Source organism: Citrobacter sp. RHB36-C18, assembly GCF_013814485.1.
Lineage (GTDB): Bacteria > Pseudomonadota > Gammaproteobacteria > Enterobacterales > Enterobacteriaceae > Citrobacter > Citrobacter braakii.
In genome coordinates this window covers 4341730-4364416 of sequence record NZ_CP057125.1, presented here as the reverse complement: position 1 = coordinate 4364416, position 22687 = coordinate 4341730, and the positions used below count along the sequence as shown (strand labels likewise).

The following is a 22687-nucleotide window of genomic DNA, read 5'->3' as shown; positions in this document are numbered from 1 at the left end:
CGTGGTGAGTGTCCGAAATCGGACACTCAATAATGGTTATTGTTGGCGTAGTTGCAGATCCAACGGCGTTTTACTTGGCTCTCCGCCAATTTCACGCGCCAGTTTGGGGACCATATAGCCGGAAACCAACGTCAGCAGTTCACGCATAATGTGACGTGCCTCATCGTCGCTGACCATAAAGTGGGCGGCACCTTGCACTTTGTCCAGTACGTGCAGGTAATAGGGCATCACCCCCGCATCAAACAGAGTGTTGCTCAGGTTCGCCAGCGTTTGTGCGTTATCGTTCACGCCACGCAGCAAAACGCTTTGGTTGAGTAGGGTGACGCCAGCGGTACGCAGTCGGACCATCGCCTGGTGAAACGCCTCATCGACCTCATTGGCGTGGTTAATGTGGTTGACCAGCAGAATCTGCAGGGAGGAACGCGCAAAGCGCTGGGCCAGTCCTTCAGTAATGCGCGCGGGGATCACAATCGGCAAACGGCTGTGAATGCGCAGACGCTTAATGTGCGGGATGGCTTCCAGTTGCGTGAGTAACCAGTCCAGTTCATGGTCCTTGGCCATTAGCGGATCACCACCGGAGAAGATAATCTCATCCAGCTCAGGATGCGCGCTAATGTAGTCCAGGGCGACCTGCCAGTTGCGCTTATTGCCCTGGTTTTCGGCATACGGGAAGTGTCGGCGGAAGCAATAGCGACAATTTACCGCGCAACCGCCTTTAACCAACAACAGCGCCCGATTGCGATATTTATGCAGCAAACCGGGGACCACGCTGTGCTGTTCTTCCAGCGGATCGGTCGAGTAGCCAGGTGCAGCAACAAACTCTTCCTGGGAAGTAAGTACCTGACGCAAAAGCGGATCGTCCGGATTGCCTTTTTCCATACGAGCAATAAAGGCGCGCGGTACGCGCAGGGCGAAAAGTCGTCTCGCGTCGCGTCCGGCCAACAGTTTTTCATCTGCGTCTATATTCAAAAGATGCAGAAGTTCATCAGGATCGGTCACAACATCGGCAAGTTGCGATAACCAATCTTCTCTGGATGGGGTATTTAGGGTTACAATATGCGCCATTTTGTGGCTTAGCTACCAGTTAACAATTTTCAGAGGGCCTTATGGCAACGTACTATAGCAACGATTTTCGTGCTGGTCTTAAAATCATGTTGGACGGCGAACCTTATGCGGTTGAAGCCAGCGAATTCGTTAAACCAGGTAAAGGCCAGGCATTTGCGCGCGTTAAGCTGCGTCGCCTGCTGACCGGTACTCGCGTAGAGAAAACCTTCAAGTCTACCGACTCCGCTGAAGGCGCAGACGTAGCCGACATGAACCTGACCTTCCTGTATAGCGACGGTGAGTTCTGGCACTTTATGAATAACACCACTTTCGAACAGCTGGCTGCAGACGAGAAAGCGGTAGGCGATAACGCTAAATGGCTGCTGGACCAGGCTGAATGCATCGTGACCCTGTGGAACGGTCAGCCGATCTCCGTGACTCCGCCAAACTTCGTTGAGCTGGAAGTCGTTGAAACTGACCCAGGTCTGAAAGGCGATACCGCTGGTACTGGCGGCAAACCGGCTACTCTGTCTACTGGCGCAGTCGTTAAAGTTCCGCTGTTCGTACAGATCGGTGAAGTGATCAAAGTGGATACTCGCTCCGGCGAATACGTTTCTCGCGTAAAATAAGATATCTATTTGATCTTATGGCGCAGGTTGCTGCGCCATACTTTTTCCAGGGCAGGAATGATGAAACGTCTTCTCAGTCTTGTAATGCTCATCCTTTTCACCAGCACTCTCCTGGCGGGTTGTAATACCGCGCGCGGCTTCGGTGAAGACATCAAACATCTTGGCAATTCAATCTCTCACGCCGCCAGCTAACACTCTCTCATAGTCTTAAAAACGGTTGTTTATCCATCACACTTCCGGATCTTGTCTATTATTAATGAGCTATACACAAACAATATTGGCTAGAAAAGGAAGACGTTATGGTTAAAAAGACAATTGCTGCGATCTTTTCTGTGTTGGTTCTTTCTTCAGTGTTGACTGCGTGCAATACCACGAAAGGTGTTGGGCAGGATATCTCTGAGGGCGGTAGCGCAATCTCTGGTGCAGCGACAAAAGCTCAACAATAATCATGAACGGTACGACGTCACGTCGTACCGTTAATTCCCCTTCCCGGGGAGTGAGAGAAACGGCGAGAAGCGGTTCCCCATGTGCAGTTTCATGCGGATATTCCGTTTATAGGTGTAGACCGTCTTGCCATGAATGCTGAGTGCGGCGGCTATCGCATTGTTACTCACTCCATCCATCCACATCGACAATACTTTCTCCTCCTGCGGCGTAAGCAGCGGAGTCGCGTTTTCGGCTATTTCTAACGTGGGGCGAAGCTGTAGCGCCTCCTGAATCGTGTGTGAGAGCGCGTTCAGCGTGGTGTGCTTGGTTAAGACCGAATAGGCGACGGATTGAGAGGAAGCCATTGAAGTGTGCTGTCTTTCAACTGATTGCAGTAAAATCAGCGGGATGACGCCGCAGCTCATGAAAAAGGGTTTAATTGGCGGACTGGTATGCGTCTCGCTAATAAAACTGTATAAATCCGCGATCACCAGATGCGGCTTCCACTGCAAAATATGCTCTTTTGCTAACAGGAGATTATTGATCCCTGACACAAGAAATGAGGAGCTGAACCTGCCAGAATGATTAAGCAAGGCCTCAATCCCTGTGCGGGTAAAGTGGCACCGGTCAATCACTAAAATTTTAAGCATAACCTTTTCGCATTCAGAAGAGAGGCAATCGACTTTCCGGATTCAGAAAGCCCTTCATCATAGAGAACTCCGATGAGTGCCAAATGCGGGAACTACGCCGCTAATTATGCTTAATTCTTGCTTTTAGCGGGCAGCGAATAAAAAGGTTGAAATTCATTTTCTCTCGGGCAAAAATGCCATTTCACACATCAGCTTTGCAGGACGACCTGCAAACGCTTCTTTCACCGGGGACGGCCCCATTGTTCTGGAGCCTGATATGTCCTGGATCGTTTTATTAATTGCAGGTCTGCTCGAAGTTGTCTGGGCGATTGGCCTGAAATATACCCACGGTTTTACGCGTTTGACGCCAAGCATTATCACTATTGTGGCAATGATCGTCAGTATCGCCATGCTCTCCTGGGCAATGCGTACGTTGCCTGTAGGAACCGCCTATGCCATATGGACGGGTATCGGCGCAGTCGGGGCGGCCATTACAGGGATTCTGCTGCTGGGTGAATCTGCCAGCCCGGCGCGGTTACTGAGCCTCGGGCTGATTGTGGCCGGTATTATTGGCCTCAAGCTGAGCACCCACTAAGCACCAGGCTGTTTTACCCAAATCAGCTTATTCACCTCAAACCCTTCCCGGGTCGCGATGGCCAGCATTTGCTGTTTCATTTCATCTGAAATAGTAGGGGTCCGTGAAAGGATCCACAGGTAGTCGCGATCCGGCCCGCAAACCAGCGCGTGACGATATTCCCTGTCGAGGGCAATCACGTTATACCCGCCATAGAAGGGGCCAAAAAACGAGACCTTGAGCGCAGCGCGGTTTGGGTCGCCAGTGAAGTAGGCTTTCCCCTCCGTTTTCTGCCACATTCCTCTGTCCGGGTTATAGCCCTTGTTAATAACATTGATACCGCCGTCGTCGCGCAGGCTGTAGGTAGCAGTCACTTTTTCCAGTCCGCGTTCGAATCGATGGTCGAAACGCGCAATTTCATACCAGGTGCCCAGATAGCGTGTGGCATCAAAGTTATTTACTACGGTAACACCTTTCGGGGGGGTTGGGGTGCTGCAAGCGACAACCAGAAATGCAGCCGTAACTGCAGCAACGACGGGCAGAATGCGCATGGGATTTTCCTTGCTGGATTTTTGTTAAGTGTAGATGACAGCAGGAAAAAAAGAGAAAGAAAGGAAGCCCAATATCCAGGGCCTCCTTGTCCGTTACTGCAGTTTTTCAAGAATGCGCCAGGCGGCCTCGACGCGAACAGGGTTTGGGTAGCTCTTGTTTGCCAGCATCACGATGCCAAGGTTTTTTTCTGGAACGAAAGCAACGTAGCTGCCGAATCCGCCAGTGGAGCCCGTTTTATGCACCCATGAGGCTTTCACGGCAGGCGCGGGCGGGTTTACCTCAACGGTAGGAAGCGCTGCCAGTGCCACTTTGCTGTCGCTACCGCTAATTATCGAGTCGGCTTTCACCGGCCAGTTCAGCATCTCCCAGCCCAGGCCCTGGTACATATCGCCAACACGCCAGTAACGTGACTGCGCAAGCTCGATGCCCTGCTGGAGCGTTTTCTCCTGAACCTGGCTGGCGTCCATGTTGGCCTGAACCCAACGGGTCATATCGATAACGCTCGATTTCACCCCGTAGGCTTCGGCATCAAGTTGGCCAGGGGATACATGCACTGGCTTTCCTTCGCGATAACCCCAGGCATAATCTTTTTGTTCGCTCTGCGGAACCGTAATCCAGGTATGCGCCAGTTTTAAGGGGCGCAGGACGCGTTTGGTCATCGCCTCTTCGTAGCTCATGCCTGAGGGTTTGACCGCCAGGGCACCAAACAGACCAATGCTGGAGTTAGCATAAAGACGTTTAGCGCCTGGGGCCCATTGCGGCTGCCAGTTTTGATAAAAGCGTAGTAACGCGGCTTTATCCGTAACGTCGTCCGGAACCTGAAGCGGCAGGCCGCCTGCCGTGTAGGTGGCTAAGTGCAGCAGGCTGATACCCTGCCACTGCTTACCAGTCAGTTCAGGCCAGTAATGCGTGACCGGATCGCTGAGCTTAATTTCGCCGCGGGCGATAGCATCGCCGCCCAGCACGCCGTTGAACGTTTTACTGACCGATCCGAGTTCAAACAGCGTTTGTTGAGTGACTGGACGGTTATTGGCGATATCGGCTTTACCCCAGGTAAAGTAATAAGGTTTCCCCTGATAGATAATCGCAACGGCCATACCCGGAATAGCCTGCTCCTGCATCAGCGGTGTGATGGTGCGGTTAACGATATCGGCAATTTGTTGTTCTGTTTTTGCGGCGGCAAACGTGGAGAAAGAAGCTGTCAGCAGCAGCGCGCAGCAGATCGATTTTTTCATCATGAAATCAGTTCCGTAATTAAAAGCGAAAGGGTGTCCGGGCCCGTCAGACGTAATCAGTGTGTTTGATTTGCACCGTGTTGACAAACGGTTAAATTTAGCAGCAGATATAAGTTTTTCTAACAGGCCAGATAATGACACGTAGCTATATCCCCCTTAACTCGCTGCGGGCTTTTGAAGCAGCGGCCAGACATCTCAGCTTTACCCGCGCTGCGATTGAGCTCAACGTGACGCATTCTGCAATAAGCCAGCATGTGAAAGCGCTGGAGCAACAGCTGAATTGTCAGCTTTTTGTACGTGGTTCTCGAGGGTTAATGTTGACGACTGAAGGGGAAAGTCTGTTACCTGTACTTAATGACTCTTTCGATCGTATGGCGGGGATGCTGGATCGTTTTGCCACTAAACAGACTCAGGAAAAACTAAAAATTGGCGTGGTGGGGACCTTTGCGGTCGGTTGTCTTTTCCCTCTGTTGAGCGACTTTAAGCGCCACTGTCCGCATATTGATTTGCATATTTCCACCCACAATAACCGTGTGGATCCCGCCGCCGAAGGGCTGGATTATACTATTCGCTACGGAGGAGGAGCCTGGCACGATACCGATGCGCAATATTTGTGTAGCGCGCTGATGTCCCCGCTGTGTTCACCGACATTGGCCTCGCAGATTAAAGCACCTGTGGATATCCTGAAATTTCCGTTATTACGATCGTATCGGCGTGATGAATGGACGCTTTGGATGCAGGCCGCCGGAGAAGCGCCTCCGTCACCGACGCACAACGTGGTGGTGTTTGACTCGTCCGTCTCAATGCTGGAAGCCGCGCAGGCGGGGATTGGTGTGGCAATTGCACCGGTAAGAATGTTCACGCATTTGCTCAGTAGTGAACGTATCGTGCAGCCTTTTCTAACGCAGATTGATCTGGGGAGTTACTGGATAACGCGTTTACAATCTCGTCCGGAGACGCCCGCGATGCGTGAGTTTTCCCGCTGGTTGACCGGGATGCTGCACTAATAAAAAGGCCCGCCATTGGCGGGCCTGATAATTAACGCATGCGATTAGATGGTCAGGATCCCAATAGCCGTTACAACGGTCAGGATAGCTGCCAGTCCGTAGAATACCCATTTGCCCGCAGGCACGTGGATTTTCAGGTCATGCATCGCGTGGTGCATACGGTGTAAACCACACCACAGCGGCAGAACGATCATCAGGAACAGAAACGCACGTCCGATGAAGCTCTGAGCGAATGCCAGTACGCGTTCATAGCTGAAAGCATCAGGAACAAAGCCCAGCGGCAGCATAATGCCGACCAGCAGGATCATCACCGGCGCAATGATTGCGCTCCACATACCGCCTGCACCAAACAGGCCCCAGAATACGGGTTCGTCAGAGCGTTTTGGATTTGGATTAATCATTCCGGACTCCTTACCAGAACAGGGCAACAAACAGTATTACTACTGTCGCAACCACAGTAACTGCCCAGAGACCTTTGATGATCGGCTCTGGCCCCATTTTTTCGTCTTTTACGATGATGTTGGCAGCTTTTGGCGCCAGCTCAAACCAGGTTTTGGTATGCAGCAGCGCTGCTGCCAGGGCGATAATATTCAGGATCACCACCACCGGGTTTTGCAAAAAGGCGACAAAGCCCATCCAGGACTCTGCACCATGCTTGAGTGCAAACAGGCCGATAATCAGTTCAATGCTGAACCAGACTGCCGGAACCGCCGTGCCTTCGCGCAGCATGTAAAAACGATAAAATGGCAGCTTTTTCCACCAGGTGGACGTCATTGGTCGCACATAGGGTTTGCGTTTAGTCGTCATCGTGCACTCCTTAGCGTGGTTTCAGGGTAGCGATAAGAAAGTCTTTTGAACTTTCAACTTTACCCTGCTGAATGGCCGCAGCCGGATCGACGTGTTTCGGGCAGACTTCGGAGCAGTAGCCCACAAAAGTACAGGACCAGACGCCGTTCGGGCTGTTCAACTGAGCCATACGCTCCTTCTTACCGTGGTCGCGGCTATCTTCGTTGTAACGATGCGCCAGCGTAATCGCAGCCGGTCCAATGAACTCTGGGTTCAGGCCGAACTGCGGGCACGCGGCGTAGCACAGACCACAGTTGATGCAACCGGAGAACTGATGATACTTCGCCATCTGCGCCGGAGTCTGGGTGTTTGGACCCTGATCCGGTGTACGCGGGTTACCGATGATGTACGGTTTGATCGCTTCCAGGCTTTCGATAAAGTGCGTCATGTCGACGACCAGATCGCGCTCAATCGGGAAGTTGCCCAGCGCTTCAACCTTCATGCCGTTGGTGTAATCACGCAGGAAGGTTTTGCACGCCAGTTTAGGTACATTGTTGACCATCATGCCGCAGGAGCCGCAGATCGCCATACGGCAGGACCAGCGGTAGCTCAGGTCCGGTGCCAGGTTATCCTTGATGTAGCCCAACGCATCCAGCAGTGACGTGGTTTCATCATAAGGAACTTCGTAGAAAGCACTGTGCGGCGCGGTATCGGTTTCCGGGTTATAGCGCACCACCTCAACTTTCAGGTTTTTCATCTCAGCCATTCGCCTTCTCCTTCTTATCGGCTGCTTCCGCTTCGCCACCGTAAACACGTTTAGCCGGTGGCAGAGTGGTGATTTTCACGTCGCTGTATTCCAGGCGAGTCGTGCCGTCAGCATCGCGGAAGGCGAGGGTGTGTTTGAGGAAGTTCACATCGTCACGCTCGGTGCAGCCTTCATCCAGACGCTGATGCGCGCCGCGGGATTCTTTACGCGCCAGAGCAGAGTGCGCCATACATTCAGCAACGTTCAGACCGTGACCCAGTTCGATGGTGTACAGCAGGTCGGTGTTGAAGACGCTGGAGGTATCAGTGATACGGACGCGCTTGAAGCGTTCCTGCAGCTCCGCCAGTTTATCAACGGTTTTCTGCATGAGTTCCGGTGTACGGTAGATACCGCAACCTTCTTCCATGGACAGGCCCATTTCGTCACGGATCTTAGACCAGTTTTCGTTACCTTCCTGGTTAACCAGATCTTTCAGACGTTTTTCAACGCCAGCAACCTGCGCATCGAGCGCGGCACTGTTTGCAGCGCCAGCCGTTGCAGCACGTTCTGCAGCCTGTTCACCGGCCATACGACCGAAGACCACCAGTTCCGCCAGGGAGTTAGAACCCAGACGGTTAGCGCCATGCAGACCAACAGAGGAACATTCGCCCACAGCGAACAGACCTTTAATGCGGGTTTCACAGTGCTGATCGGTTTCGATACCGCCCATGGTGTAGTGCGCGGTAGGACGTACCGGGATCGGCTCTTTAACCGGATCGACACCCACGTAGGCTTTCGCCAGTTCGCAGATGAACGGTAAACGTTCGAGCAGTTTTTTCTCGCCGAGGTGACGCAGGTCGAGGTGAACCACATCGCCACGCGGGGTGGAAATGGTGTTGCCTTTACGCCATTCGTGCCAGAACGCCTGAGAAACTTTGTCGCGCGGACCGAGTTCCATGTATTTGTTTTTCGGTTCGCCCAGCGGGGTTTCCGGACCCATGCCGTAATCTTGCAGATAACGGTAGCCGTTTTTGTTGACCAGGATACCGCCTTCACCACGGCAGCCTTCGGTCATCAGGATACCAGAGCCTGGCAGACCCGTCGGGTGATACTGAACGAATTCCATATCACGCAGCGGAACGCCGTGGCTCAGCGCCATGCCCATACCGTCGCCAGTTACGATGCCGCCGTTGGTGTTGTAACGGTAAACACGACCTGCGCCGCCCGTTGCCATCACAACAGCATTAGCACGGATCTGCATCAGCGTGCCTTCCATCATGTTCATGGCAACCAGGCCGCGAGCATGGCCATCATCAACCAGGATATCCAGAACGAAGTGTTCGTCAAAGCGCTGAATCTGCGGGAACTGCAAAGATGTTTGGAACAGCGTATGCAACATGTGGAAGCCGGTTTTATCCGCGGCAAACCAGGTACGCTCGATTTTCATACCGCCGAAGCGACGTACGTTGACGCTACCGTCTTCACGGCGGCTCCATGGGCAGCCCCATTGTTCCAGTTGCGTCATTTCAGTTGGGCAGTGGTGGACAAAGTAATCCACGACATCCTGCTCACACAGCCAGTCTCCGCCTGCTACCGTATCGTGAAAATGGTAGTCAAAGCTGTCATGATCCTGCGCGACAGCAGCAGAGCCGCCTTCGGCAGCAACGGTATGGCTGCGCATTGGGTACACTTTTGAGATCAGTGCGATTTTAGCGTTGGGATTTGCTTGTGCGGCAGCAATTGCAGCACGTAATCCCGCGCCACCGGCGCCTATAATGGCAAGATCGGCTTGAAAGGTTTGCACGACATTCCTCCAGATTGTTGTTATTTCATTCCTGCCTGAAATCAGATGCTTCATCGGCTTCAAACAGGTTATGAACGCGTTTCCACTGCTCCTTTATAGGTACAATAGTATAGTCTCAGGGATGTGCGGGAAATTTGACGTGTTCGATTTTTTTAGCGTGTCAAAGGGGGGAATTATCATTGAATTTGATTAATTTAATTACTAAACCACCCCATGTCGCTTTTTTTATCCAATTGCCAGTGTGGATTATTGGCGCGCGAAATTTGTCTCGTTAACGCGATACGAGTAGACTTCGTGCCCTTGTCTTAAATCGGAGAAACAACCATGAGCGAAACGGCAACCTGGCAGCCGAGCGCGTCCATCCCCAATCTGTTAAAACGTGCAGCAATTATAGCGGAGATTCGCCGCTTTTTTGCCGATCGTGGCGTGCTTGAGGTTGAGACCCCTTGTATGAGTCAGGCAACGGTAACGGACATCCATCTGTTCCCGTTCGAAACGCGTTTCGTCGGCCCTGGACACTCCCAGGGAATAAATCTCTATTTAATGACCAGCCCGGAATACCATATGAAGCGCCTGCTGGTGGCAGGATGCGGCCCGGTGTATCAACTGTGCCGTAGCTTCCGTAATGAAGAGATGGGGCGTCATCATAACCCTGAATTCACTATGCTCGAGTGGTATCGTCCGCACTACGATATGTATCGCCTGATGAATGAAGTGGATGATTTGCTCCAGCAGGTGCTGGACTGCTCACCTGCGGAAAGTCTCTCTTACCAGCAAGCCTTCCAGCGCCATCTGGAGATAGACCCGCTGTCTGCGGATAAAACCCAACTGCGGGAAGTGGCGGCGAAATTGGATCTCAGTAATATCGCCGATACCGAAGAAGACCGGGACACCTTACTGCAGTTGCTGTTTACGATGGGCGTTGAGCCGCATATTGGCAAAGACAAACCGACGTTTGTGTATCATTTCCCGGCCAGCCAGGCATCACTGGCGCAAATCAGTACCGAAGATCACCGCGTGGCTGAACGTTTCGAGGTTTACTACAAAGGTATTGAGCTGGCGAATGGTTTCCATGAATTGACCGACGCGCGCGAACAGCAGCAGCGGTTTGAGCAGGATAACCGCAAACGTGCCGCACGTGGCTTGCCGCAGCAACCTATCGACACCAACCTGCTTGAAGCGTTAAAAGTGGGTATGCCGGATTGCTCTGGCGTGGCGCTGGGCGTTGACCGTCTTGTGATGCTGGCATTGGGCGCAGAGAGCCTGGCCGAGGTTATCGCATTTACCGTCGATCGCGCGTAACGTACTCTCCTTCAATGCAAAGTGGCGGTGAAATAGCCACTTTGTAGCATATTTTTTCATTTACCCTCTAATAGCCACAATTTACTCCTGGATATTTGATATCGTTCAGGTATCAATTCTGTGTTGATTTTTCTATCGCTGAACTCTGAAAAGAGGGCAGTGCCAACCGGTGAGTGGCGTTTGTTAAACGCTTGCCAGAGTAAGGGATGGTTTAATGACCCAAACAATAAAAAAGATGAGCCTAATAGGTCTCATCCTCATGATATTTACGTCTGTTTTCGGTTTTGCGAATAGCCCCTCCGCATTCTATTTAATGGGGTATAGCGCGATTCCGTGGTATATATTTTCTGCATTATTATTCTTTATCCCATTTGCTTTAATGATGGCGGAAATGGGGGCTGCCTATCGGAAAGAAGAGGGCGGAATCTATTCGTGGATGAATAATAGCGTTGGGCCACGCTATGCGTTTATCGGCACGTTTATGTGGTTTTCTTCCTATGTGATATGGATGGTAAGTACCGCAGCGAAAGTCTGGGTACCTTTTTCAACCTTCTTATTTGGCGCAGACATGACGCAGCATTGGCGTTTTGCGGGGCTTGAGCCTACGCAGGTCGTCGGGTTGCTCGCCGTCGGTTGGATGATTCTGGTAACCTGCGTGGCCTCCCGGGGTATTAATAAGATTGCTCGTATTACGGCTGTAGGCGGAATTGCCGTAATGTGTCTTAATTTAGTTCTGTTGTTAGTGAGTTTCGCTATTTTGTTATTAACTGGTGGTCACTTTGCGCAGGATATTAATTTCATCTCCTCGCCTAATCCGGGATATCAGTCCGGTCTGGCCATGTTGTCATTTGTTGTATTTGCTATTTTTGCTTACGGCGGAATAGAAGCCGTGGGGGGATTAGTTGATAAAACAGAAAAGCCAGAAAAGAACTTTGCGAAAGGCATTGTCTTTGCCGCGATTGTCATTTCTGTCGGTTATTCACTGGCCATATTTTTATGGGGCGTTAGCACCAACTGGCAGCAAGTATTAAGCAATAGCTCGGTCAACCTCGGCAATATAACGTATATCCTGATGAAAAGCCTCGGGATGACGTTAGGTAACGCGCTGCATGTTTCTCCTGAAACCGCGATGGCGACGGGGGTGTGGTTCGCGCGTATCACCGGGCTTTCTATGTTTCTCGCTTATACCGGCGCTTTTTTCACGCTCAGCTATTCGCCACTGAAAGCGATTATTCAAGGAACGCCGAAGGCGCTGTGGCCAGCGCCGATGACCAAACTAAATGCCGTGGGGATGCCGACGACGGCAATGTGGTTGCAGTGCCTGCTGGTGAGCCTGTTTATCCTGCTGGTTTCGTTTGGCGGCGATACGGCTTCAGCGTTCTATAACAAACTGACGCTGATGGCGAACGTCTCGATGACGCTGCCGTATCTGTTCCTCGCGCTGGCGTTTCCGTTCTTTAAAGCCCGTACGGGCCTGGAAAGACCGTTTGTTGTCTTTAAAACCCGAGCGGCGACGTTACTGGCCACATCGGTGGTTGTGCTGGTGGTGACGTTTGCCAATGTGTTCACCATCATCCAGCCGGTGATTGAAGCTGGGGACTGGAACAGCGCATTGTGGATGACCGGAGGCCCGATCTTCTTCTCGCTGTTGGCAATGGCGATTTATCAGAACTACAGCCGCCGCACGGCCAACGAGCCTGAGTGGGCGGTGGAGTAAACTTCCTGCTGAATCCGGCCTACAAAAATGATTCTTCGTAGGCCGGATTCGGCGAAGCTGCCATCCGGCATCATTGTTGTTTACAAACTCCCCGCCGGGCGACTGCTTCTGCCCGCAGAACTTAAGGTTCTTCCCGTTTGCTTACCGCCGAGGCTCTCCAGACGCATCTGGAACGGTGGGAACGGCATATCGATACCGTGCTCGCGGAAGCCTGCCAGAATCAGCTGGTGGATTTCGTGGCGCAGCGGCATACGATGCCCCATCTCAGCGGCATAAATACGCAGTTCGAAGATTTGAATCCCTTGCTGCAGGTCAACCAGGAAGACTTCTGGCGCCGGGTTATCGATAACCAGTGAGCAGCGTTGTGCGGCAGTAAGCAGGATCTGCGTAACCTCCTCGCTGTTAGCCTCCGACGGTGCCGGGATGGTTAATACCACACGGGTGACCGAATCCGATAACGACCAGTTGATAAACTGCTCGGTGATAAAGGCTTTGTTGGGCACGATGATCTCTTTGCGGTCCCAGTCGCTGATGGTCGTGGCGCGGGTATTAATTTTCGTCACGCTACCGGTAAGATCGCGAATCGTCACTGTGTCGCCAATGCGGATTGGTTTTTCAAACAGGATAATCAGGCCGGAAATAAAGTTGGCGAAGATCTCCTGCAAACCAAAGCCCAGACCGACACCGAGAGCCGCTACCAGCCATTGCAGTTTGGACCACTCAATACCGATCATTGAGAAGCCAACCAGACCGCCAATCAGCATCAGCAGGTACTTGGTGATGGTGGTGATGGCGTAACCGGTGCCGGGGGTTAAATCGAGATGTTGCAGCAGCGCCAGCTCCAGCAGCGCGGGCAGGTTGCGCACTAACTGGGTAGTGATGATAAACACCAGGATTGCGATAAGCACCGCGCCCAGCGTTATCGGCTCTAAACTTTCCACACCCTGCACCGTGGAGGTGACATCCCACAACGAGATGTTTTCCAGGAAGCCGAAAGCAGAATGAATTTCTGACCACAGCACAATGACCGAGAGCAGGGCGATAAGCATCAGGATAGAGCGCACCAGGCGCAGCGATTGCGCGCTGATAGCATCCAGATCCACTTCGCTTTCATCAACATCAATCGTGCCTTCAAGGCTGGTGGAATGCGCTGGTTCTTCTTCACCCCGTGCACGCTGCGCCAACATTTCGGCACGTCGATGCTTGGCGCGGTCAAACGCCAGCCGGCGGCGCTGGATCAGCATCCAGCGGCGGATAACGTGATACACCACCAGTAACAAGAACCAGATAGCTACGGACGTTTCCAGACGCGCCAGTAAAGCTTGCGACGTGGCGAGATAGCCCACTGCCGCAGCGAGAATGGCAATCAGCGGTGCGCCCATCAGCATATTCCACAGCATGCTGTTGACCATGTTATCGCTGTTGCCCTCTTTATCGAGGTACAGCGGTATCCCGGCGCGTTTCAAGCTCAGGGTCACGACCGCCAGCGCACCGCAAATCAGAATAAAGCACAGACGCCCCAGTGAGGCGGAGAATTCCCGGTCATTGAGATTATCAAACATAATCACCGCCATGATCAGCGGCACAATCAGCCCGATACTCATCAGGTAATAGTGCATGGCTTTCGCGACGCGGTTACGCGGCCAGCCAAAGTGGGCAATGAACAGACCGTTGGGGCGCGCAAAGGTGGCGCAAATCATTACTGCCCACAGCATGGGCACCGTGGCGGTAACGCCATCCCCGATAGCGACAGCTAATGGATAAGGCCAGGCTTCCTGCAATCCGTAACCGAGCGTTGCCCACAGCACCGGCAACGGAGAAGCGACGAGTATCGACCAGAACACCGTGCGTATCGTCAGCCAGAAGTGGTCCTGGGTGACTTTCCCGACCCGCGCAGATGAACGCTCCAGAAAACGGGTGAAGTGTTTGCGCGAAGAGAGGCTAAAGCCAACCAGCACCAATGCCGCGAAAAGCGGCAGCAGCGTTTCTTTGCTGGTCAGCATCATGATGCTGGCTTTGCCCAACTGATTAAACGTATCTAATGAGATCAGACGCCGCAGATCCTGGACGATGTCGACAGGCCAGGAGAGGGAGATGGGGCTAACGTCCGAGGTCCAGAACAGATAGCGGTGCGTTGCTTCGTTGACCTCTTTTAGCGCATCTTCCAGTTGGCTATTAGAGACTTTGAGCTTGGTCAGCTCAAGGATCAGCGTATCGCCACCCTGTAACAAAGAGTTCAGCAGCTCACGTTGGGTGCGTAACTGGGCGTTGAGAATGCTGCTCTGTTCAGCGGTCAGCGGTTGTCCATCGGCCTGATGAATCTGACGCAACTGCGGCTGTTTGTTGAGGAGATCCTCATAGCGCATACGGTGCACGCGAAGCTGCGCCATTTCGGTATCCAACTGCTGAGGCTTGGGCATTTCCGGTAAACGGGATACCTGCGCGCGCAGCGCTTCTCCCAGCATATTTGAGACCCCAAGCCACTGAGACTGCTCTCTCAGCGTATTCAATGCCTGGCGCACCTGTAGCGTTTGGCTGGCGGCTTGACGCTGTTGCGAGGCGACCAGGTCCATACGTTGCGCCTGCTGGTTTAATGCCTGAGACAGTTCGCGGTTAACCTTGAACTGGTCGACAATACCTTCCGGCAGTCCCGCGCTGTTTTCCGCCAACAGTTCGGTGCTTTCCAGCGCTCGCTCTGCCTCACGCTGACGTTGACTGTTGAGCTGGTTGCGCAAAGCCTGCAAGTAAGTATCGAGCTGCTGGCTCTGTTTTTCCGCCAGCTCTGAGCGCATACGCGCCAGTTCCTGGCGGTTATTAGCGGAAAGCTGCGCCAGCTCCAGTTCATCGACCAGGGCTTTGAGTTTGGCGGATTCAGCCTGCATCGCCTGATTCTGCGCGGGATTAGAGTTGGCGGTACCGATACGTCGCTCAAGCTCATTTAGCTGGCGGCGAGCATCGGTTTGCTGTTGAGGAAGCTGGCTTAACGAGTCGGCGATTTCCCGGGCGCGATCCTGCTCCTGCTGGGCCTGACGACTCTTTTCCAACAGTTGGCTGCTGACCTGGAGGATCTCCTGGTTTAACGCATCGGTGGTGAGTCCGGTTGGCACATTGCGCGGTTCGTCGCGCAGGTTGCTAAGCTGCGCGCGTAATGTTGCGGACAGCTTGGGGAAGTTATCAATAACCTGCTGATATTGCTGGGCACGCTCGAGAGAACCTTTACGCTCCTCGAGGGCATTCAGCGCGGACTGGAGCGCCTCAACGGTTTCTGGCTGAGCAGGTTTCGCCGCTTTTGCCTGCTCCAGTTCCTGGGTGAGTTGTTTGGCATCGGGGGCCGTCGCAGCGTACGCCCCCAGGCTGAGGCACCAGGCCATCAGAAAAGTGATAATCAGGCGCACAGCAGCGATTCCTATGTTTAACTTTCGTCTTTTTTGTCGTCAACCAGCGGGCTGGCGTCGTGTTCTGCTTCGATCTCTTCTTTCGCAAGCGGGGCTGGTTCTGCCTCTGGCGTCACGAATGTCTCGGTCGAGATGGCCATTGGCTGGCCGATTTTGGTCACTGAAAGGTCCTGCAACTGCTCAACCAGGTTAACTTTGCCAGGCGCGAACAGGTTGATAACGGTGGAACCGAGCTTAAAGCGGCCCATTTCCTGACCTTTCAGCAGCGCCACCGACCCTTCGCTTTCACCTTCCGGCCAGATCCAGCGTTTGATGACGCCTTCACGCGGTGGGGTAATGGTGCCAGCCCATGCGGTTTCAATACTGCCGACGATGGTCGCGCCGACCAGAATCTGCACCATCGGGCCAAATTCGGTATCAAACAGACAGATTACGCGTTCGTTGCGTGCAAACAGGTTTGGAACGTTTTGCGCAGTCAGGATATTTACAGAGAAGAGATCGCCTGGCACGTACATCATTTCACGCAGGATACCGTTACACGGCATATGTACACGGTGGTAATCGCGTGGAGATAAGTAAGTGGTCACAAACGTACCGTTGCGGAATTTGTCCGCCATCTGGTAGTTGCCGGCCAGCAGTGCTTCAAGGGTATAGCTGTGCCCTTTGGCCTGCAGTAGTTTGTCTTCTTCGATGTTTCCTAACTGGTTAATCACGCCGTCAGCAGGCATGACCAGTACGTTTGGATCGGTGTTAATCGGGCGAACGTCGTCGCGCAGTGGGCGAACAAAGAAGTCGTTAAAGGTGCGATAGCTGGCGGTATCCGGCTTTTGCGCCTCTTTCATATCGACCTTGTAATATTTCACGAACAGATCGATAACCAGTTTAGTCAGCCATCCTGCTCGTTTGCTCGCACCCCAACCCGCCAGGCGAGTGAGCCATAGTTTCGGCAGAATGTATTGTAGCGAAAGCTTAAATGAGTTTAACAAGGTAGCCTCCAGGCCATAATTTGTTCCCGATCCGGCATACGGGCCGGATCCTGAAAAAAGGGGGACGATTCTAGCGATGCTTAGCTTAGTTGTCAGTTGTCTGTATCAGAAAAGTTTTTACGTGTTTTTACCTGCGCCATGCTTTCCAGGATGCGGTGATAATTTTCAAACCGAGTTTCGGCTATTGCCCCTTTTTCTACGGCCTCACGGATAGCGCAGCCTGGGTCGGTATCATGCTTGCAGTCGCGGTATTTGCAGTGGCCCAGGTAGTCATGGAATTCGACAAAACCATGTGTGATTTGTTCCGGCTCCAGATGCCACAACCCGAACTCACGTACGCCAGGAGAGTCGATAACGTCGCCACCGTGCGGGAAATGATACAGGCGAGAGGCAGTGGTGGTGTGCTGTCCAAGGCCGGAGTTGTCGGAGACATCGTTGGTCAGGATCTCTTCCTGCAGACCGAGAAGATTATTGAGCAGGCTAGATTTACCAACGCCCGACTGACCGGCAAAAATGCTGATGCGATCGGTTAATGCTTCTTCAAGCGGTTTCAGGCCGTCTTTCGTGCGGCTTGATACCATCAACACGCGATAGCCAATGTGGCGATAAATATCCATCTGTTCGTTAACAAAGGCCATGCCTTCGTCATCCAGCAGATCGATCTTATTCAATACGATAATCGGTTCAACGTGTAGCGTTTCACAGGCTACCAGATACCGGTCGATAATATTGAGTGACAGCTCGGGTAAGATGGCTGAGACAATAACGATCTGGTTGATGTTGGCGGCAATGGGTTTCACCCCGTCGTAAAAGTCGGGACGTGTCAGTACCGAGGTACGCTCGTGTACCGCTTCAACGATGCCTTTGACATTCACGCCTTCTGCTGCTGCTTTTCCTGGGCGCCAGACAACGCGATCGCCGGTCACCAGCGAGCGAATTGTACGGCGGATGTTGCAGCGGTGAATCTCACCGTCAGCAGATTCCACGTCGGCATGCATGCCAAAACGGCTGATAACGATGCCTTCAGCGGTTTCGCCAAACAGGTTGTCGTCGTAGTCTGGCTTCTCCGTGGACGTTTTCAGACGACGCTGGTGATTGGCGTTCACACGGCGCTGTTGGCCTTTGGAGAGTTTATTCTTACTCAATCGGACTGACTCCTGGTCGCCCATAATGGGCAAAACATTTATGATACACGCAATTTTAGATGAATATAGTCACACTGAATGTGACGCTGAAGGGTGGAAAATAGCATGAGTGCCAATGAAAACAACCTGATTTGGATCGATCTGGAGATGACAGGTCTGGATCCCGAGCGCGATCGCATAATTGAGATAGCCACGCTGGTGACGGATGCCAACCTGAATATTCTGGCTGAAGGACCGACAATTGCGGTGCACCAGTCCGACGAACAACTGGCATTAATGGATGACTGGAACGTACGTACGCATACCGGTAGTGGGCTAGTGGATCGCGTGAAGGCGAGCACCATGGGGGATCGTGAAGCTGAACTGGCTACGCTGGCTTTTTTGAAAGAGTGGGTTCCAGAAGGGAAATCACCTATCTGCGGCAACAGCATCGGTCAGGATCGTCGTTTCCTGTTTAAATACATGCCGGAGCTGGAGGCGTATTTCCATTATCGCTATCTTGACGTCAGTACGCTGAAAGAACTGGCGCGTCGTTGGAAGCCGGAAATTCTTGCAGGCTTCACCAAGCAGGGAACGCATCAGGCGATGGACGATATTCGTGAATCTGTTGCTGAGCTTGCTTACTATCGCGAACATTTTATTAAGCTTTGATTTTGTGGATGGCCGGACGGCGCTGTGGCTTACCCGGCCTGCGAATATCGTTCCTGTGCGCTTGCACTGAGGCTGGATTGTCGCTAAATTAGACGACTTGCCGATAAATTCAGCACTTAAACAGAAAAACGAAAAAATCGCTTTTAGGGGGGTTGCAGCTAAACGGATTTCTCGTATAATGCGCCTCCCGTAACGACAGAGAATTACACGTTACGGCAGCAGCAAAAGCAGTACAAATTTGCGGGAATAGCTCAGTTGGTAGAGCACGACCTTGCCAAGGTCGGGGTCGCGAGTTCGAGTCTCGTTTCCCGCTCCAAAATTTGAAAGTGCTTGTAAAGCACAGACCACCAATCGCAGAATTTCGAATTGCGACAAGGCGGCAACTGAATGAGTCCTTAGGAGCTTACTAAAGTAAGTAACTTAGGCGAATGAAGGCAGCCAACGCAGTAGTGGTTCGAAAGACGAAGATTAAGCGGGAATAGCTCAGTTGGTAGAGCACGACCTTGCCAAGGTCGGGGTCGCGAGTTCGAGTCTCGTTTCCCGCTCCAAAATTTGAAAGTGCTTATGTCTACAAAGCACAGACACACCCAAGCGGGAATAGCTCAGTTGGTAGAGCACGACCTTGCCAAGGTCGGGGTCGCGAGTTCGAGTCTCGTTTCCCGCTCCAAATTCTTACCCCAATAAAAATATCCACAGCGAATAAATACGTTGGGGACGTTTTGTTTCGTCATTGACATACTCTTGTAAACAGACTTATCCACAGGTTCGGGTATTATTCCTGGATTGCAAAAAACTTAGTCGGGTGAATAGTATCATTTTAACCATTTGAAAATATTGAATTAATTATCATTTCAAATTGTTAATGCGATCACTTGACGATTTTTTCCCTCTTGAATATCAATGTGTTTTTATTTTTATACACAAGCTGTGGATGACTTAAGCGTCACGCGGCAGACCCTTTTCAATGACCCTGACCAAACGTTGTTTCTTCGGTAACTGCACTTCAACTACGCAGGCATTTCGCTTCTCGATTTGCTGAGCAACCGCCCATTCTATGTGTTCGTCGAGAAGTGGGTGCTCACCTCTGCGACTTTCCAGCGCGTGAATAATGGCTTCATCCCATGGGGCATTACCCAGCGCAACGGCGATATTTCGCAGCCAGCGCAGGTGGCCAATACGACGAATAGCAGACCCCTCCGTGACTTTTAAAAACCACGCTTCGCTCCAGCTAAACAGCTCTATTAACTCTGGAGCATGAAGTTGTTTGCGTGGGTTGAAGTCATCCTCTGTCGTCAACTGCGAGTATCGGTTCCACGGGCAAATGAGTTGGCAATCATCGCAGCCGTAAATTCGATTCCCCAACAGGGGACGAAACTCTTCCGGGATCGCACCTTCCAGTTCGATAGTGAGATAAGAGATACAGCGGCGCGCATCTACCGTGTAGGGTTCAACGATGGCTCCGGTGGGACAGATGGTCATACAGGCGACGCATTTCCCGCATCCTTCTTCTACTGGGTTGTCGACCGGCAGGGGCAAATCGATCAGTAATTCCCCGAGAAAGAAAAATGAACCAGCTTCGCGATTGAGGATAAGTGAGTGCTTACCTGTCCAGCCAAGCCCGGCTTTTTCCGCTAATGGACGCTCAAGAATGGGCGCAGAATCGACAAAAGGTCTAAAATTCAGCGAAACGCAGTGCTGTTGAATCCTCTCCCCCAGCTTTTTTAAGCGGTTACGCAGCAGTTTATGGTAGTCGCGCCCAAGCGCGTAACGGCTGACGTAACCCAGAGAGGGGTTTTTCAACGTGCTGGCAAAGGCCGCATTGGCAGGAAGATAGTTCATACGTACGCTGATGACACGTAACGTACCGGGTAATAATTCGTGAGGTCGGGCGCGCATCATGCCGTGACGGGCCATCCAGTCCATCTCGCCGTGATAGTGTTTATCCAGCCAGGCCTGCAGTTTGGGCTCCGCTTCGCTGAGGTCGGTATCGGCAATACCGACCTGCTGAAAGCCAAGCTCCAGCCCCCACTGCTTAATATTTTGCGCTAACTGATTGAGATCGAGGGGCTCTGACATGACGGACCATACAATGAAGAAAAACCCCGCAAGTATACCACACTCCATTTGGCACGCCGATGACATCAGGCGGATGGAGCGAGAGGCGGCAGACAGTTTAGGACTGACGTTGTACGAGCTGATGCAACGGGCGGGAGAGGCGGCGTTTCAGGTCACCCGCGAGACATATCCAAACGCTCAGCACTGGCTGGTGCTATGTGGTCATGGCAACAACGGTGGTGATGGTTACGTGGTGGCAAGGCTTGCCAAAGCTCAGGGGCTTGATATTACGTTGCTGGCGCAGGAGAGTGATAAAGCGCTCCCCGAGGAAGCACAGCAGGCGCGCGACGCCTGGCTTAACGCCGGTGGCGTCATTCATGCTGCGGATATCAATTGGCCAGATCGCGTGGACGTCATTATTGATGCGCTGTCAGGCACAGGCTTAAAACACGCGCCGCGTGAGCCTCTCTCGGCATTGATCGAACGTGCCAATCACCATCCTGCCCCTGTCGTGGCGATAGACATTCCATCCGGCCTGCTGGCGCAGACGGGCGCGGCGCCGGGCGCGGTTATCAATGCGGCGCACACCGTGACCTTTATTGCGTTGAAGCCTGGTCTGCTAACCGGTAAAGCGCGCGATGTCACCGGACGCCTGCATGTTAACGCACTCGGACTGGACGACTGGCTGGCGGGGCAGAACGCGCCGCTGCAACGGTTTGATGCTCAACAGCTTGTACACTGGTTAACGCCGCGTCGACCCACCTCGCACAAAGGCTCCCACGGTCGGCTGGTGATCATCGGTGGTGACCACGGCACGGCTGGCGCAATACGCATGGCCGGTGAAGCGGCGCTGCGTGCAGGAGCCGGGCTGGTTAAAGTGCTGACCCGTAGTGAAAATATTGCGCCTATTCTGACTGCCAGACCGGAACTGATGGTCGATGCGCTGACGCCGCAGACTCTGGAGGAGAGCCTGGCGTGGGCGGATGTTGTGGTGATAGGACCAGGGCTTGGTCAGCAGGAATGGGGTAAAAAAGCGCTGCAAAAGGTAGAGAATTTTCGCAAACCGATGCTCTGGGATGCGGATGCGCTGAACCTGCTGGCAATCAACCCCGATAAACGTCACAATCGCGTGATCACGCCGCATCCTGGTGAAGCCGCGCGACTTCTGGGCTGTTCCATTGCAGAAATTGAAGACGATCGCTTACTTTGTGCACAACGTCTGGTAAAACGGTACGGAGGCGTCGTCGTGCTGAAAGGCGCGGGTACGGTTGTTGCTGCCGAACAGGCCGAATTGGGTATTATTGATACCGGCAATGCTGGAATGGCCAGCGGCGGAATGGGTGATGTGCTTTCCGGTATTATTGGCGCATTGCTCGGACAGAAGCTAACCCCGTATGATGCGGCATGTGCGGGATGTGTCGCGCACGGTGCGGCGGCGGATGTGCTGGCGGCGCGTTTTGGTACGCGCGGCATGCTGGCAACAGATCTCTTTACCACGCTACAGCGTATTGTTAACCCTGATGTGATTGACGTTTATCATGATGAATCGAGTAATTCCACTACCTGATGAGCAGGCGACTTTAGACCTGGGACTGCGGGTAGCCAAAGCCTGTGATGGCGCGACGGTAATTTATTTGTACGGCGACCTGGGGGCGGGTAAAACCACTTTCAGCCGGGGATTCCTGCAGGCGTTAGGTCACAAAGGAAATGTAAAAAGCCCTACCTATACGCTGGTTGAACCCTATTCGCTCGATAATTTGATGGTATATCACTTCGATCTGTACCGACTTGCGGACCCAGAGGAGCTGGAATTTATGGGGATCCGCGATTATTTTGCCAATGACGCCATCTGCCTGGTGGAATGGCCGCAACAAGGTAAAGGTGTACTGCCAGACCCGGACGTCGAAATACACATTGAATATCAGGCGCAAGGTCGAGAGGCGCGCATAAGCGCAGTCTCCTCATCGGGTGATTTATTGCTGGCGCGTTTAGCCGATTAACCTTA

General features: G+C 52.7%; 22 protein-coding genes and 3 tRNA genes. 13 read left to right on the top strand and 12 right to left on the bottom strand.

Translation table 11 applies throughout. The features are described from left to right. Positions 1 to 36: 36 nt before the first annotated feature. Complete coding sequence (epmB, locus tag HVZ52_RS20720) at positions 37 to 1065, bottom strand: EF-P beta-lysylation protein EpmB (protein WP_103766923.1); 1029 nt, start codon at positions 1063 to 1065, stop codon at positions 37 to 39. Between the two features lie 41 nt (positions 1066 to 1106). Here epmB and efp point away from each other — a divergent pair, with 41 nt between their 5' ends. From efp to ecnB, 3 genes are all read left to right on the top strand, one after another. Continuing rightward, positions 1107 to 1673, top strand: a complete 567-nt coding sequence (gene efp, locus HVZ52_RS20715) for an elongation factor P (RefSeq protein WP_003025478.1) — start codon at positions 1107 to 1109, stop codon at positions 1671 to 1673. A 57-nt stretch (positions 1674 to 1730) separates the two neighbouring features. Then, positions 1731 to 1865, top strand: coding sequence for a lipoprotein antitoxin entericidin A (ecnA, locus tag HVZ52_RS20710; protein ID WP_016151394.1), 135 nt, complete (start codon positions 1731 to 1733; stop codon positions 1863 to 1865). A 107-nt stretch (positions 1866 to 1972) separates the two neighbouring features. Continuing rightward, positions 1973 to 2119, top strand: a complete 147-nt coding sequence (ecnB, locus tag HVZ52_RS20705) for a lipoprotein toxin entericidin B (protein ID WP_016151395.1) — start codon at positions 1973 to 1975, stop codon at positions 2117 to 2119. Between the two features lie 30 nt (positions 2120 to 2149). On the opposite strand, the gene HVZ52_RS20700 is transcribed toward ecnB, so the two are convergent. Beyond that, positions 2150 to 2749, bottom strand: coding sequence for a LuxR C-terminal-related transcriptional regulator (locus tag HVZ52_RS20700; protein ID WP_046275848.1), 600 nt, complete (start codon positions 2747 to 2749; stop codon positions 2150 to 2152). A 256-nt stretch (positions 2750 to 3005) separates the two neighbouring features. Here HVZ52_RS20700 and sugE point away from each other — a divergent pair, with 256 nt between their 5' ends. Next, complete coding sequence (gene sugE, locus HVZ52_RS20695) at positions 3006 to 3323, top strand: quaternary ammonium compound efflux SMR transporter SugE (protein ID WP_046275847.1); 318 nt, start codon at positions 3006 to 3008, stop codon at positions 3321 to 3323. Here sugE and HVZ52_RS20690 read toward each other — a convergent pair. Both HVZ52_RS20690 and blaCMY read right to left on the bottom strand, forming a co-directional pair. Beyond that, complete coding sequence (locus HVZ52_RS20690) at positions 3320 to 3853, bottom strand: lipocalin family protein (protein WP_016151398.1); 534 nt, start codon at positions 3851 to 3853, stop codon at positions 3320 to 3322. The genes sugE and HVZ52_RS20690 overlap by 4 nt on opposite strands. A 93-nt stretch (positions 3854 to 3946) precedes the next feature. Then, positions 3947 to 5092: a CMY-2 family class C beta-lactamase gene (gene blaCMY / locus HVZ52_RS20685; protein ID WP_181598646.1), complete on the bottom strand. Its 1146-nt coding sequence runs from the start codon at positions 5090 to 5092 to the stop codon at positions 3947 to 3949. 131 nt (positions 5093 to 5223) lie between these two features. Here blaCMY and ampR point away from each other — a divergent pair, with 131 nt between their 5' ends. Then, positions 5224 to 6096: a LysR family transcriptional regulator AmpR gene (gene ampR / locus HVZ52_RS20680; protein WP_016155499.1), complete on the top strand. Its 873-nt coding sequence runs from the start codon at positions 5224 to 5226 to the stop codon at positions 6094 to 6096. A 44-nt stretch (positions 6097 to 6140) separates the two neighbouring features. Here ampR and frdD read toward each other — a convergent pair whose 3' ends face one another. Genes frdD through frdA form a run of 4 tightly spaced genes read right to left on the bottom strand, consistent with a single transcriptional unit; the run spans position 6141 to position 9431 of the window. Then, positions 6141 to 6497 carry a fumarate reductase subunit FrdD gene (gene frdD / locus HVZ52_RS20675; protein ID WP_003025535.1) on the bottom strand — a complete coding sequence of 119 codons (357 nt, stop codon included), beginning with the start codon at positions 6495 to 6497 and terminating at the stop codon, positions 6141 to 6143. 10 nt (positions 6498 to 6507) lie between these two features. Continuing rightward, entirely contained in the window at positions 6508 to 6903 is a 396-nt protein-coding gene (frdC, locus tag HVZ52_RS20670) for a fumarate reductase subunit FrdC (protein WP_016151401.1), read from the bottom strand. A 10-nt stretch (positions 6904 to 6913) separates the two neighbouring features. Further along, positions 6914 to 7648, bottom strand: a complete 735-nt coding sequence (frdB, locus tag HVZ52_RS20665; RefSeq protein ID WP_006686291.1) for a fumarate reductase iron-sulfur protein — start codon at positions 7646 to 7648, stop codon at positions 6914 to 6916. Next, entirely contained in the window at positions 7641 to 9431 is a 1791-nt protein-coding gene (frdA, locus tag HVZ52_RS20660) for a fumarate reductase (quinol) flavoprotein subunit (protein ID WP_016151402.1), read from the bottom strand. The genes frdB and frdA overlap by 8 nt, the downstream gene beginning before the upstream one ends. Before the next feature lie 324 nt (positions 9432 to 9755). Here frdA and epmA point away from each other — a divergent pair, with 324 nt between their 5' ends. Then, positions 9756 to 10733 (top strand): elongation factor P--(R)-beta-lysine ligase, encoded by a 978-nt coding sequence (epmA, locus tag HVZ52_RS20655; protein ID WP_181598645.1) that lies wholly within the window; start codon positions 9756 to 9758, stop codon positions 10731 to 10733. Between the two features lie 214 nt (positions 10734 to 10947). Beyond that, positions 10948 to 12450, top strand: a complete 1503-nt coding sequence (yjeM, locus tag HVZ52_RS20650) for a glutamate/gamma-aminobutyrate family transporter YjeM (protein WP_181598644.1) — start codon at positions 10948 to 10950, stop codon at positions 12448 to 12450. An 80-nt stretch (positions 12451 to 12530) separates the two neighbouring features. On the opposite strand, the gene mscM is transcribed toward yjeM, so the two are convergent. The 3 genes from mscM to rsgA all read right to left on the bottom strand — a co-directional run bounded on the left by mscM (position 12531) and on the right by rsgA (position 17976). Continuing rightward, the gene (gene mscM, locus HVZ52_RS20645; RefSeq protein ID WP_016151404.1) at positions 12531 to 15845 is read right to left on the bottom strand and encodes a miniconductance mechanosensitive channel MscM; all 3315 of its coding nucleotides are present in this window, start codon (positions 15843 to 15845) and stop codon (positions 12531 to 12533) included. Between the two features lie 17 nt (positions 15846 to 15862). Next, the gene (gene asd / locus HVZ52_RS20640) at positions 15863 to 16831 is read right to left on the bottom strand and encodes an archaetidylserine decarboxylase (RefSeq protein WP_181598643.1); all 969 of its coding nucleotides are present in this window, start codon (positions 16829 to 16831) and stop codon (positions 15863 to 15865) included. A gap of 92 nt (positions 16832 to 16923) precedes the next feature. Next, positions 16924 to 17976 carry a small ribosomal subunit biogenesis GTPase RsgA gene (gene rsgA, locus HVZ52_RS20635; RefSeq protein WP_019078196.1) on the bottom strand — a complete coding sequence of 351 codons (1053 nt, stop codon included), beginning with the start codon at positions 17974 to 17976 and terminating at the stop codon, positions 16924 to 16926. Between the two features lie 105 nt (positions 17977 to 18081). Between rsgA and orn the strand changes: the two genes are divergently transcribed. From orn to HVZ52_RS20615, 4 genes are all read left to right on the top strand, one after another. Beyond that, entirely contained in the window at positions 18082 to 18627 is a 546-nt protein-coding gene (gene orn / locus HVZ52_RS20630) for an oligoribonuclease (RefSeq protein ID WP_016151407.1), read from the top strand. Between the two features lie 240 nt (positions 18628 to 18867). Further along, positions 18868 to 18943, top strand: a tRNA-Gly gene (locus HVZ52_RS20625). Between the two features lie 156 nt (positions 18944 to 19099). Further along, positions 19100 to 19175: transfer RNA gene (locus HVZ52_RS20620), tRNA-Gly, on the top strand. A 43-nt stretch (positions 19176 to 19218) separates the two neighbouring features. Continuing rightward, a tRNA-Gly gene (locus HVZ52_RS20615) sits at positions 19219 to 19294 on the top strand. A 269-nt stretch (positions 19295 to 19563) separates the two neighbouring features. On the opposite strand, the gene queG is transcribed toward HVZ52_RS20615, so the two are convergent. After that, positions 19564 to 20703, bottom strand: a complete 1140-nt coding sequence (gene queG / locus HVZ52_RS20610) for a tRNA epoxyqueuosine(34) reductase QueG (protein WP_137380230.1) — start codon at positions 20701 to 20703, stop codon at positions 19564 to 19566. On the opposite strand from queG, the gene nnr reads away from it, so the two are divergent. Both nnr and tsaE read left to right on the top strand, forming a co-directional pair. Then, on the top strand, positions 20702 to 22249 hold the full coding sequence (gene nnr / locus HVZ52_RS20605; RefSeq protein ID WP_094761028.1) for a bifunctional ADP-dependent NAD(P)H-hydrate dehydratase/NAD(P)H-hydrate epimerase: 1548 nt from the start codon (positions 20702 to 20704) through the stop codon (positions 22247 to 22249). The two genes, queG and nnr, sit on opposite strands and share 2 nt — an antisense overlap. Further along, a complete protein-coding gene (tsaE, locus tag HVZ52_RS20600; protein ID WP_016151410.1) occupies positions 22221 to 22682 on the top strand; it encodes a tRNA (adenosine(37)-N6)-threonylcarbamoyltransferase complex ATPase subunit type 1 TsaE in 462 nt (153 codons plus the stop codon). The genes nnr and tsaE overlap by 29 nt, the downstream gene beginning before the upstream one ends. Positions 22683 to 22687: the final 5 nt, after the last annotated feature.

Coding starts and splice junctions, on each gene's coding strand:
- epmB (WP_103766923.1), bottom strand. CDS start 1,065: ATGGCGCATATTGTAACCCTAAATACCCCATCCAGAGAAGATTGGTTA.
- efp (WP_003025478.1), top strand. CDS start 1,107: ATGGCAACGTACTATAGCAACGATTTTCGTGCTGGTCTTAAAATCATG.
- ecnA (WP_016151394.1), top strand. CDS start 1,731: ATGATGAAACGTCTTCTCAGTCTTGTAATGCTCATCCTTTTCACCAGC.
- ecnB (WP_016151395.1), top strand. CDS start 1,973: ATGGTTAAAAAGACAATTGCTGCGATCTTTTCTGTGTTGGTTCTTTCT.
- HVZ52_RS20700 (WP_046275848.1), bottom strand. CDS start 2,749: ATGCTTAAAATTTTAGTGATTGACCGGTGCCACTTTACCCGCACAGGG.
- sugE (WP_046275847.1), top strand. CDS start 3,006: ATGTCCTGGATCGTTTTATTAATTGCAGGTCTGCTCGAAGTTGTCTGG.
- HVZ52_RS20690 (WP_016151398.1), bottom strand. CDS start 3,853: ATGCGCATTCTGCCCGTCGTTGCTGCAGTTACGGCTGCATTTCTGGTT.
- blaCMY (WP_181598646.1), bottom strand. CDS start 5,092: ATGATGAAAAAATCGATCTGCTGCGCGCTGCTGCTGACAGCTTCTTTC.
- ampR (WP_016155499.1), top strand. CDS start 5,224: ATGACACGTAGCTATATCCCCCTTAACTCGCTGCGGGCTTTTGAAGCA.
- frdD (WP_003025535.1), bottom strand. CDS start 6,497: ATGATTAATCCAAATCCAAAACGCTCTGACGAACCCGTATTCTGGGGC.
- frdC (WP_016151401.1), bottom strand. CDS start 6,903: ATGACGACTAAACGCAAACCCTATGTGCGACCAATGACGTCCACCTGG.
- frdB (WP_006686291.1), bottom strand. CDS start 7,648: ATGGCTGAGATGAAAAACCTGAAAGTTGAGGTGGTGCGCTATAACCCG.
- epmA (WP_181598645.1), top strand. CDS start 9,756: ATGAGCGAAACGGCAACCTGGCAGCCGAGCGCGTCCATCCCCAATCTG.
- yjeM (WP_181598644.1), top strand. CDS start 10,948: ATGACCCAAACAATAAAAAAGATGAGCCTAATAGGTCTCATCCTCATG.
- orn (WP_016151407.1), top strand. CDS start 18,082: ATGAGTGCCAATGAAAACAACCTGATTTGGATCGATCTGGAGATGACA.
- nnr (WP_094761028.1), top strand. CDS start 20,702: ATGACGGACCATACAATGAAGAAAAACCCCGCAAGTATACCACACTCC.
- queG (WP_137380230.1), bottom strand. CDS start 20,703: ATGTCAGAGCCCCTCGATCTCAATCAGTTAGCGCAAAATATTAAGCAG.
- tsaE (WP_016151410.1), top strand. CDS start 22,221: ATGATGAATCGAGTAATTCCACTACCTGATGAGCAGGCGACTTTAGAC.